Origin of the sequence: Synechococcus lacustris str. Tous, assembly GCF_003011125.1 — a bacterium.
Lineage (GTDB): Bacteria > Cyanobacteriota > Cyanobacteriia > PCC-6307 > Cyanobiaceae > Synechococcus_D > Synechococcus_D lacustris.
Window position 1 is genome coordinate 1 of sequence record NZ_PXVC01000074.1, and the last position, 13,218, is coordinate 13,218.

The following is a 13,218-nucleotide window of genomic DNA, read 5'->3' on the forward strand; positions in this document are numbered from 1 at the left end:
GGCACTGGAATTACAACTGCTGATTTTTCTGCTGGTGCTCTTACTGGAGAAGGCATAACAGATGCCACTGGTAAATTTGCCTTTACATATACGCTTGCAAATGATCTAACAACAGAAGGTTTAGAAACTCTAAATATCAAACTCTTCTCTGATTCATCCCGTTCAACACAAGTCGGGTTAACTGCATCAGTGAGTATTGCCGACACCTCAATCAGTTCTAAAATAAAAGAAGTTCAATCACTTTCATCTGCCACAACGCCAATTCGTTATCAACGCAATAAAGAATTAACTGTTCCGATTAATTACAGCACCAGTGACGGTTCATCCACCACTGGATTAAGTTTTAAGGTGCACTTTAATTCTTCTTTATTATCTTTTGATTCAACTACTGGTATAACCAATAAGGCGCAGGCAGATCTTTTYCAAATTGGTGCCATTCAACAAGACACTGCAAATAGCGATAATGATGCCACAACAGATTCATTTATACCGATCAATATCGCATCATTTACAGGGCAATTCCCAACCGCAGGAGTGCCAGTTAAACTAGCAGATTTAATATTTAAATCACTTGATAAACCAATTGATCCAATTACAGGTCTTAAAGATACCTTCATCAATTTCAGCGAAACAGAAGCAGCATCAGGTTATGGATTTACTGCAACCTCAGCATCCCTGAAACCACTTTCCTTCTCACTTGATGTAGATCGTGATGGTAAGGTAACAGCATTAGGTGATGGATTAATGATTATACGCAAACTATTTGGTGCTGCTTTTGCAGGTGATGCTTTAATTAACAAGGCAATATCCCCTGATTCACCTTATTTAAATGGCATTGCATATAACACCCTAACTACTCAACAGAAGGCAGATGTTGCCGCGCAAGTACACGCAAATATTCAAGAGGGTATCGATAGTAAAATGTTAGATGTAGATAAAGATGGTAAAACCACTGCCCTTGGGGATGGTTTGATGGTAATACGCCATCTATTTGGTGCTGCKTTTGCAGGTGCMGCACTCACAAATAAAGCAATCAGTCCTGATTCRCCATAYTTTGGTCCTCCCGCAAACTTTGCTGCCGTTGCCGCMAATATTGATGYGATGCGTCCTGTTTAGATAGATCCAAACAAMATCTGGGAACAAACAAACYTGCAGCAAGCAGACTAACCKATAAATCCCTCATCCCAATCTTTTTTCTGAAGTCGAATTCGTGAAAGATTATTTGACGATGTTGCATATATGTGTTCACCTGGTTGYTTTAYAATACCTTTACCAAAATTCTGYCTTACAGGTTTATCTGCTGKTTTCTTTTCTGATTTAAATCTYACCTGATCCCATTTTAATCCCAATTGCTTGCGTAATTGATTTGCTTTATTTTGCGCAGCATCATACCCATTTAAACCACGMGCAAGCACCGAATTATYATCAGTGCGGTAAATATAAAAAGTAGTTGCTTCTGATAAATCTATAAGTGCCAGAAGATTACCTTTGCGGTAATCCTTCATAAGCGTTTGAATAATTCTCCATACCTTCTGTGGATTTTTCATCTTATATTCTTTATTTTTATTTATTCATAACTTCTCTGTTGATACTCCGACAATCCCCTCTGGTGCCCTGCAGTTATAACCTTTGCCTGTGTAACCCATAAGATACCTCTCACGCCTGTATGCCTCTGCAAGAACAGGATTAAGAGCATCCATAAAGTTACTCAGGGTCTTTGAATTAAAGCAATCATTACTATTCTTTTTAGCGCAATAAAACACCCACGAATTTTGAGTTTGATTCCATAAGAGTGCTGCCTTGCGGTGCTTCTTCTTTGCATCCGTTCTACCTGTTGATCCACAAAAGGGACAGGTAAAGGCAATCTTCTGATTACATTTATGATCCGTTGATTCCTGTATATTCTCCAAATAATAATCCATAATAATCTTTCTATACTTTTGATCAATTGGTGATTCCATAATCTTTATTGTTTGTTTTATATTTTATCTTAACTTGTTCATTATAAGGTATAAGTTGTAATAACGCAACTTGACAAGTATCTCGAATGTGTGTATAATAGGTTTGTTGGTTTTGAAGAACAAGTATCTTAAAGTGTAATTCATAAGTCTTATACATAACTATGTATTAGTTTCAACCAATTGTATTCGCTATAAGAATCCTGTTGGTTCCTACTCTTACTTATAGGATCCAAACAATAAGGTGCCGTAGGCAATCCCCGTAGGGGATTTGATTGAAACTCACCTGGAACATAAGGATTAATATCATTTAAAACATATATGCGTCTTATAAGTTGCAACCTATACCCGTAAGATATCAAGCGGCATTTATGGCACCAGATAGAACCAGTAACACTAAAGACCCACCAAAGATCATAGAAGCAAATGAGAGATCAACGAAATTCAATCCGAGAAATGGTTTCATTCAAGCAAAGGGAAGAACACATTCGTGAATCGTGGGATGTTCTTTGCCTGCACTATAACCTTAATAAATCAGATTTAATTAAGTTCCTRATTCAAAAGGAAAACTTCTTTCTTAAAAAACCAGCAACGATCCCATCGGCATTTATATAAAATGAAGAATCAATATCAAATAGAAGATAAAATCATTTTYATCAAGCGGCACCTGGAATCTTTAGACCATTTCCTACCAGAGACCTATGAGTATTTAATGGAAGAACTTGATTATCAGGAAAAGGAACTAATGAAAATAAAGATAAAGTTATTTGATTCAGAGCAATCCAAATGAATAATACCAATAGAACCTATTTACCTGAGATCCAAAATGGTGTCTCTATGAACTCCTTTAACGATGAGTTCAATCCAGAACAGACCAGAACCAATCCCTTCAATCCATATCGCTATGACCAGGTTGCCGATTGGATCGATCAACTGACTCCAGAAACTGTTATTAAAAATGGGTGGCATTCCACCGATGAGATCTGGGATGTAGTAAATCAGGCATTCTCCCTCTATGAGGAACCACCAGGTGCTGATGATGAATAATTCCACCAGAACCTATTTGCGTGAGATCCAAAATAAAGTTAGAAGTTCGATCACAGGAGAAAAGGAATTCATTAATGAGAATGCCGTGATCGACTATGCCGTAAAGGCGCTTTATGATTTATTTAAAAAACAAAGACTGCTATGACAAGCAAGAAATCAATTGCACTACATTTGGATTCAGTGAGTTTAAATAAAATCAAACGAATGCAGCAATCAATATCAGAACCAACCACCTATGCCAAGATTATATCTGGTTTGATTGATATGGGATATGCAAGTGCCTTAGATATTCTATATGCCGATGGTTTAATTAGTGATGATGAGTATTACAAAGGTGTGCTTGAATTACCTTACTTCTTACAAACTAGAATGGGCAATTGAAATTGATTGGGTCTCAGTGATCTAAAAGTGTTACCCATACCTATAAAAAAATCCGGCACCAAAAAATTATTCCTCTGGAGATAAAGTCCTCAGTCATCCTCAAGGTTAACTGATAGCAATTACTTTGGCGATATATTAATGAGCATCTGGACTTCACTATTAACTCATTTACCACCTAGATCAAACCCTAATCAGCGACTCCGTTTCTGATGAGAAATACTTCTCCAATATCAGATTTACTATGTAAGCAAGTTCTGGGTACTTCAACCTGACGTGTTTAAGTCTTTGCTTGTAGTTGAACCTCTGACTTCTTGAGTCTGCCCGAAAGTATTCAAGCGCAATTTTATAGCAATAGACAATCCCATGATTACTCATCATTTCCTTCCTTGATCGTGAGATCCTCAATAATGCCCTTGCAAAGGAGTTGAAGTCGCCCTCCATGAGACTATCAATTTTTTCAAGTGAATAATGCTTTATAAATTCGCCTCCTCCAAGATACATGAAGTGCTCAATAWCTGTTTCAATGGCACTCAGTTTGCGGGACGCCTCGATAATCTTTTGCTGTTTTTCTTGATAATGCCTGGAATTGCCTAATCCCTCAAGTAATAATACTTTTTCAGCAGAAGCATACTCATTTAGTTTTTCAAGAATCTTTTTGCACTCAGAATCATCAAGTTCGATTTCTGATGCCAAATATATTGTCCCGCTTGTCCAATGCAATTGCGTTCAGTTTACCCCATACCTGTGAATTAATAGTGCTCTCACTCTGAAACTTCTTGACTTCTATTTTTGACCATGTGCTTTGTGCTTCATGTACGAGGGCGCAGAGATCAATAATTTGTTGTGCATTTTTTCCATAACTCTTACGTGCGAACAGTTTCAGTAAGTGTTCCGCAAGAAATCCTTTCATTGGTAACATGATACGACATGAGATGCACTATACCAGCGTATCATGTGGTCGATTGGTCCTCTTGTAAGTCTGTTAGTTGGAGCATACTTTTTATGTGATCGGGATTGAGAGGTTCTTCCTTTTCAATTCTGATTATTACCGCCTTATCAGGAACGCTGCACTCGGTAAATGTGTGGCAACTCTCCTTCGGGATGCGTGAATCATCACGCTGCTTCAGCAACACAAATTGAGCGCTTCCCCACCGCCTTGTAGTGGGTTAAAAAAACACAAAGTTCCAATGCAAACCACAGGTAAACAAACCAAACTTATGAACTCCTGCAAATGCAGCAATGGATCTGCGGGCACTGTTGTGGTTGCAAGTGATCACAACAAGCATTTGGTTTCAGGCATGGCAATCCTTTGCTTAAACGGCGATTACACCAATCAGGCGAGTACAAACCCTCTTAGAACCCATTGCTGATTTCTAATATGATTGCTACAAAACCATCACATTCCTTCTCTTCAACAATGATTTTCCCTCCAAATTCAATGATTAGCATTCAAGAGATTACCCGTGGATATAGGGTTTTAGAAAGAGATATTGATGCCTGGATATCAGAGGGATGGTTCCCTGAATATACATGGTACAAAGGAAAGCGCGTTTGGGATAGCAATAAATTTAATGAATTTGCTGCGGGTTCAATGGTTCCACCATATAAGTTAAATTCATTGAAGAAAGAGGATACTAGCAATAATCTCCTCCTTGTTTTCACCGCTGCCAGCGCAGCACTGATTTTAGCAACGATTTTCTAATTTCATAATTATTTACATTTAACTTTTTTATTTTTCCTCACAACCTTTCATCACAATGGCACATTCTTCTATCAAGTTGATCAATGCAAAGCAGGCAGCAAGAATTATTTGCTGCCAACCAAATCATGTATATGCTCTTGCTCGAGCAGGTACTTTAACTCCATACTACATTGGTGTTAGATCTTACCGATTCGATATAGAAGAGATTTACCGTTTTGCGGAATCAAATTTACTACCTTTATCTGCGTAGTAAATGAAGTTCTGGGAACTGATTATTTGTTGCCTAAGCACCAACTCGCTTCACCATCGCCCAATCACCTGGGCGAACCTGTGCCCGTTCTCTTTTGGCAGTTGATTCTTTTTCCGTGAACCTTAGGTAAGCGCACTGAGGGATTTTATTCAACGCATAAACAAACATTAGCGCTTTACAAATAAACTAATATGCACTATAATAATCAAACATCAATGGCATTATCATGAATCAACTGCAGAACAAACTTCTACGCCTTCCTCAAGTAAAAGCATCAACAGGATTATCAAAATCCTCAATCTATGCACGTATTGCAGAAGGCACATTCCCTAAGCAGATCCCACTTGGTCCACGCCTTGTGGTTTGGGTGGAAGCAGATATTCAAAACTGGATAAATGAGCAAGTGCTTGCTGCGAGGGGTTAATTGCCCCTCTTTTTTTATGGTTATTTCTGATTATCAACTAGATCTGCCCATTGCTGCATCATTTTTGTTCTTTCATCTAAATACTCTGCCCTGTTATAAGCAGCAGTTACTTTATTTTTCTCAAGGTGTGCCAATTGCCGATCAATTACCCTTAAATCAATTTTAAGTTTTTCTTGGATATTGGTGAGTGCCAGCGATCTAAATCCATGCCCACACATGCGTTCATCAAATCCCATACGCTTTAATGCCATATTCAAGGTGTTATTACTGATATAACCWCTTTTAGTTCTAACGCTTTTAAAAATCAATCCATCAGGTCCTGTAATTGCTAGAAGTGATTTAAAGATTTTTATTGCTTGTTTTGATAGCGGCACAAGATGTTCCTTTCTTGATCCTCTTTTTCCTTTCATTCTTTCTGCTGGAATTGTCCAAATTTTTTGCTCCCAATTAATCTCACTCCAATCAGCGCCAATCAATTCAGTTGTTCTAACAAATGTAAGCATCAATAACCGAAGTCCACCAATAGTGAGAACATCAGCACCTGCAATATTGCTTTTCATCGCTGCTATCAATTCAGGCACCTCCTCCCATCCAATACTTGGGTAGTGCTCAACCGTTTGTTTTACAGGCGCATGGCGCTTTAGTGAAATAGCAGGATTAAGGGGGCAAAAACCCAATGCTGATGCGTAATCAAATACTTGTGAAATCACACCAAGGCATCTTTTGCCTTGCTCGGGTGAACCACGCTTTTCAATTTTTCGCAGCACTGCCAAGCAATCTTGAGTGCTGATTTGATTTATTGGTAATGCTCCCAAAGAAGGCAGGATATCTTTCTCTAACTTCTGGATCACATCACTGGTGTGACGGGCACTCCAAGTGCCTGCTGCCTTATTGCTATGCCAGTCCAGAGCAACTGTTTCAAATGTTGTATGAGCATGGTGGGCAACAAAGCGTTCTACCTTCTCCTGCCGCTTGGCGGCACAGGGGTTTATTCCCTCTATCAACATTCGCTTACGTTGCTCATCTCTGATTTGTCTTGCCTTCTTTAAGGAAATCTTGGGATATGGTCCGATTCGGTAATCCTGCTGTTTGCCATTTTTACTTGGTGGATAGCGATGACGCCAGATCCAGTATTTGCCGCCAGCAGTATCTATCTCCAGCAGCAACCCCCCACCATCGGACACCCGCCGCCTCACGCCGCCTGGTGGTTCTGCCTTGATCTGAACGTCAGTTAAGGTCAACCCCAAATACACCAACACCCCAACATTTTACACCAACACWTACACCAACACTTTTTTAGCACTACCCAGCATTTTATGAGACCAGCTTGGACTATAGGCATTAAAAAACCCAGTCATAGACTGGGTTGCTGGATTCTCAAGGACGTCTCAAAACCTTGATTAAACGGAGAGGGTGGGATTCGAACCCACGGAAGGTTTCCCTTCAAACGATTTCGAGTCGTTCGCTTTCGACCACTCAGCCACCTCTCCTGGATCCAGATCAACTGGATYTCACCAGCCTAGCCAGCCCCGGGTACCTGTAAATTGCCAATGCTGTGGCAGCCTGCCATTTACTGGTTTTTCAGCACTCACCCACACCTTTGCTACCCCTTGCCATAGGGCCAGTTCCCTGCGGCTAGGCGGCCTACCTAACCACAAACCATCAAGGCSTAGAGCCGATARGGAAGATGTTTTAAATGGTTGCGGGAACACCCCCCAACGGCGATCACCAAGCTGCAATAGGCCAGCCCCCGGCGATTCAGGCAAACTTTTAAAGCTCAAACCCTYACTACGCACTACTCCCTGCGGTAGCACCTGCACCAGCCCACTTAATTGCCGCCAACAGGTTTGGGCATCAGTAGCAATTGGRTCTAACAACACCAACCAATCCAATCGAGCAATCCCTAAACCCTGCTGTAATCGCCCAGCCCTGCGACAACTAAATTCACTGGCATCTGTACTAATTAATGCTGCTCTACCTTTATATCGAGCCATYAATAAACTACCAGATGCCTGATGAACAAGCAGCAATTGATCTTGAAATAAGCAAAATAGCTGATATGCACTGGCAGAAATCATTACCAATAAACCAAGCGGTCGCCAGCGTTTTAGGGGTAATAGCCAAGCTGATAAACCAGCACTAAAAATAAGAACTAGCCATGCTGATAATCTACCTGTAAATATCAATGCAAGAGGTAATTGAGCCGTAAACTGCACTAATAAAAGCAATGCCTGCACGGGTAGCTGCAATAACCAAATAAATGGTGCAAGTAAAGGCGGCAGCRTYAAAGCCAAAACGGCACTAGCAATTGATCCAAGCGTTAATRTTGAAATCAGTGGGCTTGCAATTAGATTTGCCGGCACTGCATAGATCGGAACCACACCAAARTGCAATAGYTGTAGTGGCAATGTCCATAACCAGGCAGCTAATGGCACTGCCAGCAATGAATGGCAGCGTTTTTCWAGCCGGGGTGCGGTGATRATTAARCCAGCAGTTGCAGTGGCACTAAGCTGAAAACCAACATCCCATAACCAAGCCGGCTGYCACAGCAAYAAGAGCAWTAAACTAATCAGYAATARGCCAAATGGTTTGCTRCGTTCTTCATTTATTTCAATTATTAGGGCAGCAACACCCATCAGCAATGCCCTTAACACCGATGGTTGGGGGCCAGCCAGCACTAAAAACACAAGCATCGCCCCAAGCCCTGCTGTTAAACGCAATGGTGGTTTTCCCCGCCGCACAAAAGCAAGCACCAAACCCAGTAATACGGTGAGGTGAAATCCACTTGCAGCTAAGGCATGGCTTAAACCCGCGGCCCTGAATTGTTGTTTCAACTGATCAGGTAGATCCACCACCGCACTACCCATAAGCAAAGCAGCTAGCAATGGGCCAACCTCTGGCCCTGCAGCTTGCTGAAATTTGTTATTTAAATRTTGGCGTAATTGCAATACCGGCCCTTGYTTCTTATCTAGCACCTCAAGGTTACTCACTATTAAGCGGCTAAATGTGCCTTGCWGCGCCAACCGTTGGCCGCCATCACCAAGCAAAGGATGCACTGCAGGGCTTGGTTTTTGCAAGCGGCCTTGCACCTGAACCCGCCAACCTTCTTGCCATAAACCGCATTTRGGCAGGATTAAATCGCTGCGGCCGCTATGGGGGAAATCAAGCACTAATAAGGATCTACAKCCCGTTGGCATWAGCCGTTGGATCGGAGCACCCAGCCGCCCCCTTAATTGCACTTGCTTGCCATCGGCTTGCCACACAGGATCCAAAGCATCAGGACGGGGCCAGCGCCAATGCAACCAGCCAAACAACAGCACAAGCAAAAGCAGGCCTATGCCCCATTTACGTTGCAGCGTTTGAAAAAGCCGCAAATAAACCATTTCTTATTGGCAGCGGCTCCATCAGAGGATTYCCCCCCTAGACGGCAGCGATGCAGCCGATAAGTTACAAAACAAGCAGCAGCTCAACCAATGAATCCTTTGGCCCGCTTGGCCCTACTGGCACTTACATACATCCTCACKGCACCAGTGGGTGCTCAGCCACTAGCAACMAATGCMACTATTACAGTGCAAGCTGGCGACACATTAGATGCAATAGCCCGCAAGCAAGGAATTAGCGTTGCWGCTTTAATTAAATTGAATCCCAACATTATTCCCGATCGTTTAGCKATTGGAACAATATTGCAAATACCATCAAAAAYAATYAGTCAAAAYCAACCACTTCCRCCAGAACTAAATACAAAAGAAGCAAGCGCTGCTTTATTACTAAGTGCTGCAGAACGCAGGGATAGGGCMCAACAAATGCTTGTTGATCCAAACGGTTGGCGTTGGTATGGCAAYACCGCTGTGGATTGGAAAGGWTGGCGACTACATCCGGGTGGYGTGCGTATCACATTGGTTAAACCAAATCCAATTGAAGTKGGTAATTTGCGCTCTTTAGCAACTGCTGTTGCAGTGCAATGCGACAGYTTGAGGCAAACYTGGCGCATTGATGGCCAGTGGGAACCATGGAAAATCCCCAGTGGCGGCACMGTTCCCGCTCGAATTGTGCTTGATCTTTGCAGCAACACCACCGATGCACCGGCAGTGCCGGTTTTACCTTTGGAGTAAAGGGAAACCCAGGGCCTCCCGCTCCGCCAACCAGGCCTCTGCCACCTGCTTTGCCAAGTGGCGAATGCGGGCAATGGTTGCCGTTCGCTCTGTTACTGATATCACTCCACGCGCCTCTAATAAATTAAATGTGTGGCTGCATTTAAGTACCCAATCAAGGGCAGGTGCCGGCAGCGCTTTTTCACATAGGTCTCGGGCTTCTGCTTCATAAATTTCAAATAATTGCTTTAATCTTTCTGGATTTGATGCCTCAAAATTGTAAACACATTGSCCCTTYTCAAAAGGCAACCAAATATCGCCATAACTATATTTTGAATCCCATTGYAGATCCCAYAAACTTTCAACATCTTGTAGATACATCGCTAAACGTTCTAGKCCATAGGTAATCTCAATCGACACCGGCCTGCAATCRAGGCCGCCACATTGTTGGAAATAGGTGAACTGGGTAACTTCCATGCCATCAAGCCACACCTCCCAMCCCACACCCCAAGCRCCAAGGGTTGGTGATTCCCAATTATCTTCCACAAATCGGATATCGTGCTCARCAGCGCAAATACCAAGCGCMGCAAGGGATTCAAGATAGGTTTCTTGAATAGCATCAGGCGATGGTTTTATTAATACCTGATATTGAAAATAATGTTGCGCCCTGTTGGGATTATCGCCATAACGGCCATCGGTGGGTCGCCGGCATGGTTCCGGATAGGCAACTGCCCATGGTTCTGGGCCGATAGCCCTTAACACCGTGTGGGGATTCATGGTGCCAGCGCCCTTTTCGGTGTCGTAGGGCTGCAGGATTAAGCAGCCTCTTTCAGCCCAAAAGCGGTTGAGGGTTTGAATGATGTCTTGAAATTGCATGGAGCCGCCCACCGCTTTGCCAACAATACCGAATCACCTATAAATAATGAACCTTTTGATTGCTATAATCCTAAAACAGATCCCTTGGTAAAATCAGTGGGAAGAGTTGTCATCGAACTAATACCCACGCCTTTAAGGTTAGAGCTTTCTCCAATCTTGGAAGTTCTTGTTAATGAATTAGAACCCCAAGGATTATGGCTATTTGGCAGCTGGGCAAGAGGTAATGCCAGCCTCCGTTCAGATGTAGATATCTTAGTTATGGGTTTTGAAAATCAAAACTTGCTCGATGCTTACAACTCTGTTCTAGAGTTAATTYACCCATGCCCATTACCACTTCAGCCGCTGATTGCAGGGAAACACCTGCTCAYGCAWCATGGCGATGCACCTTTCTGGCGCTCAATTAAAAATGATGCTATTCCTCTTTTACTAGGCAGTAAATTCCCATGAGCCTAGAAAGTGCCCATCAACGAGCTCAATTATGGTTGCGACAAGCAAGGGATGATTGGAAAGCAGCCCAGGTTCTGCAAAGAGCAGGCCAAGCTGCTCAATCATGCTTTCAATCTCAACAAGTTGGAGAGAAGGCTCTTAAAGCGCTATTGRCAGCWGAAGATCGTGACTTACGCAGCCATTCATTAWCAGCTCWYCTTAAAGCAATAGGTGGCGAAATAGAAGAGCCCCGCCAACGTCAGGCTCGTTTACTCGACAAACTCTACGCTCCCACRCGTTATCCAGATGCCCTAGGAGATGAAGTGCCCGCAGATRTTTTTGGCCCGGAAGACAGTGAAAGTGCTTTGCAAGCTGCTTCAGAACTACTAGATTGGGCTGCAAATAGGCTCAACAAGCCATCTTAGTAATATGTTAACCATAARCAGCAGATCATTAGCTATCGCCACATTTCTACTTGCAAGTTCATTACTTTCTAGCCGCGTATTAGCAGAAGACACGCCATCCCCAGCGCAACCTGCAGCATGGTTTAGCATTCAAAATAATTTGGATTTACCCGATTGGTTTCAATTTAGTTTGCAAAGCCAAGCCGAACCAATGCTCAACCCCAGCGGTGGCACAAAACAAACCAATAATTGGATACAACAAACCGTTGCCTCAATATCAGTTGGAACGGGMCTAGCTAAAGATCCCAGCAATTGGCAGGAGATAGACCATTGGCGTGTGGATGCAAGCGTCAATTTTTATAATGGCAACCCAAATTTCAATAGTGAAATCGGTGCTGCTATTCCACTGCAACAGGTGGCCCACGACAATGGCTTTTGGCTTACTCAAGCGCAACTAAACCGCAGCATTGGCAATGGCTGGTTTGGCATTAAAGCAGGAATTCTTTCACTCAACCCTGATTTCATCTATACCCCAATATATGATTACTACATTCATTCAAGCCTAAATAACACCCTAAACATTTCAATTAGTGATCTCCCCGTAAATCCCCTTGCCGCCATTGGTGGTGTTTTGGAATTAAAACCGGCTCAAGATCTTTCGATGCGCTATGGATTATTTGATCTAGCTAGCACCAAACCAATCGTCAAGGTTTTTGGTGTGAATCCTCAAGCGAATGTTGGCGGGGCAGGAGTAGCTCAATTTCTACAAATTAATTACTCACCTCAATGGCTAGCGCCTAATAGAACTGGCTCTATGCTGCCCGATGGTTTGCTGCAAATTGGTGGTTACACCACCAATAATGGCGTTGATGGCAGCGGCATCAACGGCAGCCTTAGTTTTAGCACTGGCCTATCATTAGGCCTAGATCATCGCTTCTGGATCGGCAGTAATTATTCATTTAATRACTCARATGAYAGCACTCCAACTTTTGTTTCAGCTGGTTTATTAAGCCAAGGCTTGATTGCTTCCAGGCCATTTGATGTATTTATTTTAGGCKTTGGCAAAACTGGCTTCAATCAACTGCTAGCGCCCAATCAAAATTATGAAGGTGTTATCGAACTTGGTTATCAATTTCAATTAAATCCAACGCTTAATCTGCARCCTGCWGTGCAATGGATAATAAATCCCGGCGGTGCAGGTAACACCGCCGGGATWTTTGCTACCACYYTACARATAACACTTAATCTATAGATCAGAACATAAAGCTGGTTTTSAGCACACCGCCATAGGCGCTGTTGCTGCCGCTACCAGCTGGATTTGTGATCGTAAAGAAGGCAGGTGTAACGCTGATGTTGTCGGTAACTTGGAATTTGTACCAAATCTCCCAAGCAAATGTGCTTTCATCCGTACCTAAGAAACCATCGTTTCCAGTTACAAATGTAGGCTGACCAACGGCTGTACCAAAGGTGTTGCCTTTGATAAGTGCATCAGCCCACTGCAAACCCACATACCAAGATTGGCTTTGGGCATTTGCGCCCTTTTGGTTTGCTTCCACACCCCAGATTTGGGCTGCCTTCTTAGCGCTATAGGAGTTGGTACCCCAACCAGCACTAACAGATGGCACCCAGCTCACATTGCTTGGTTTCCACCAGCCACTA

General features: G+C 42.8%; 15 protein-coding genes and 1 tRNA gene. 9 read left to right on the plus strand and 7 right to left on the minus strand.

All coding sequences use genetic code 11. The annotated features are described in order from the left end of the window. The coding region (locus C7K08_RS15560) for a dockerin type I domain-containing protein (RefSeq protein WP_206603842.1) at positions 1–1,116 on the plus strand (1,116 nt) is incomplete at its 5' end. Between the two features lie 455 nt (positions 1,117–1,571). Here C7K08_RS15560 and C7K08_RS11255 read toward each other — a convergent pair. Next, complete coding sequence (locus C7K08_RS11255; protein ID WP_106500707.1) at positions 1,572–1,961, minus strand: hypothetical protein; 390 nt, start codon at positions 1,959–1,961, stop codon at positions 1,572–1,574. A gap of 783 nt (positions 1,962–2,744) precedes the next feature. On the opposite strand from C7K08_RS11255, the gene C7K08_RS11260 reads away from it, so the two are divergent. Beyond that, positions 2,745–3,005, plus strand: coding sequence for a hypothetical protein (locus C7K08_RS11260; protein ID WP_133165236.1), 261 nt, complete (start codon positions 2,745–2,747; stop codon positions 3,003–3,005). A 141-nt stretch (positions 3,006–3,146) separates the two neighbouring features. Beyond that, a complete protein-coding gene (locus C7K08_RS11265; RefSeq protein WP_106500709.1) occupies positions 3,147–3,386 on the plus strand; it encodes a hypothetical protein in 240 nt (79 codons plus the stop codon). Between the two features lie 180 nt (positions 3,387–3,566). Here the strand turns inward: C7K08_RS11265 and C7K08_RS11270 are convergent, their stop codons facing one another. Further along, a complete protein-coding gene (locus tag C7K08_RS11270; RefSeq protein WP_106500710.1) occupies positions 3,567–4,079 on the minus strand; it encodes a hypothetical protein in 513 nt (170 codons plus the stop codon). A 685-nt stretch (positions 4,080–4,764) separates the two neighbouring features. Between C7K08_RS11270 and C7K08_RS11285 the strand changes: the two genes are divergently transcribed. Continuing rightward, positions 4,765–5,088, plus strand: coding sequence for a hypothetical protein (locus C7K08_RS11285; RefSeq protein WP_153062422.1), 324 nt, complete (start codon positions 4,765–4,767; stop codon positions 5,086–5,088). 476 nt (positions 5,089–5,564) lie between these two features. Continuing rightward, positions 5,565–5,762, plus strand: coding sequence for a helix-turn-helix transcriptional regulator (locus tag C7K08_RS11290; RefSeq protein ID WP_206603843.1), 198 nt, complete (start codon positions 5,565–5,567; stop codon positions 5,760–5,762). A gap of 20 nt (positions 5,763–5,782) precedes the next feature. On the opposite strand, the gene C7K08_RS11295 is transcribed toward C7K08_RS11290, so the two are convergent. From C7K08_RS11295 to C7K08_RS11305, 3 genes are all read right to left on the minus strand, one after another. Further along, the gene (locus C7K08_RS11295) at positions 5,783–7,003 is read right to left on the minus strand and encodes a tyrosine-type recombinase/integrase (RefSeq protein ID WP_161955896.1); all 1,221 of its coding nucleotides are present in this window, start codon (positions 7,001–7,003) and stop codon (positions 5,783–5,785) included. Positions 7,004–7,167: 164 nt separating this feature from the next. Continuing rightward, positions 7,168–7,252, minus strand: a tRNA-Ser gene (locus C7K08_RS11300). Between the two features lie 21 nt (positions 7,253–7,273). After that, positions 7,274–9,145: a ComEC/Rec2 family competence protein gene (locus C7K08_RS11305; RefSeq protein WP_106500715.1), complete on the minus strand. Its 1,872-nt coding sequence runs from the start codon at positions 9,143–9,145 to the stop codon at positions 7,274–7,276. 420 nt (positions 9,146–9,565) lie between these two features. Here C7K08_RS11305 and C7K08_RS16460 point away from each other — a divergent pair, with 420 nt between their 5' ends. Then, positions 9,566–9,874: a hypothetical protein gene (locus C7K08_RS16460; protein ID WP_241537226.1), complete on the plus strand. Its 309-nt coding sequence runs from the start codon at positions 9,566–9,568 to the stop codon at positions 9,872–9,874. On the opposite strand, the gene glyQ is transcribed toward C7K08_RS16460, so the two are convergent. After that, complete coding sequence (gene glyQ, locus C7K08_RS11315; protein ID WP_106500717.1) at positions 9,860–10,729, minus strand: glycine--tRNA ligase subunit alpha; 870 nt, start codon at positions 10,727–10,729, stop codon at positions 9,860–9,862. The two genes, C7K08_RS16460 and glyQ, sit on opposite strands and share 15 nt — an antisense overlap. Here glyQ and C7K08_RS15565 point away from each other — a divergent pair. The 3 genes from C7K08_RS15565 to C7K08_RS11330 are packed head-to-tail and all read left to right on the plus strand — an operon-like array spanning position 10,706 to position 12,811. After that, positions 10,706–11,176, plus strand: coding sequence for a nucleotidyltransferase domain-containing protein (locus C7K08_RS15565; RefSeq protein WP_161955897.1), 471 nt, complete (start codon positions 10,706–10,708; stop codon positions 11,174–11,176). The two genes, glyQ and C7K08_RS15565, sit on opposite strands and share 24 nt — an antisense overlap. After that, the gene (locus C7K08_RS16915) at positions 11,173–11,580 is read left to right on the plus strand and encodes a HEPN domain-containing protein (protein ID WP_106500718.1); all 408 of its coding nucleotides are present in this window, start codon (positions 11,173–11,175) and stop codon (positions 11,578–11,580) included. The genes C7K08_RS15565 and C7K08_RS16915 overlap by 4 nt, the downstream gene beginning before the upstream one ends. Positions 11,581–11,584: 4 nt before the next feature. Beyond that, positions 11,585–12,811 carry a carbohydrate porin gene (locus C7K08_RS11330; RefSeq protein WP_106500719.1) on the plus strand — a complete coding sequence of 409 codons (1,227 nt, stop codon included), beginning with the start codon at positions 11,585–11,587 and terminating at the stop codon, positions 12,809–12,811. Between the two features lies 1 nt (position 12,812). On the opposite strand, the gene C7K08_RS11335 is transcribed toward C7K08_RS11330, so the two are convergent. Further along, the coding region (locus C7K08_RS11335; RefSeq protein ID WP_161955898.1) for a carbohydrate porin at positions 12,813–13,218 on the minus strand (406 nt) is incomplete at its 5' end.

What these genes read in the sequence shown, in the direction of transcription:
- C7K08_RS11285 (WP_153062422.1), top strand. Translation starts at nt 4,765, where the DNA reads ATGATTGCTACAAAACCATCACATTCCTTCTCTTCAACAATGATTTTC.
- C7K08_RS11255 (WP_106500707.1), bottom strand. Translation starts at nt 1,961, where the DNA reads ATGGAATCACCAATTGATCAAAAGTATAGAAAGATTATTATGGATTAT.
- C7K08_RS11265 (WP_106500709.1), top strand. Translation starts at nt 3,147, where the DNA reads ATGACAAGCAAGAAATCAATTGCACTACATTTGGATTCAGTGAGTTTA.
- C7K08_RS11290 (WP_206603843.1), top strand. Translation starts at nt 5,565, where the DNA reads ATGAATCAACTGCAGAACAAACTTCTACGCCTTCCTCAAGTAAAAGCA.
- C7K08_RS11260 (WP_133165236.1), top strand. Translation starts at nt 2,745, where the DNA reads ATGAATAATACCAATAGAACCTATTTACCTGAGATCCAAAATGGTGTC.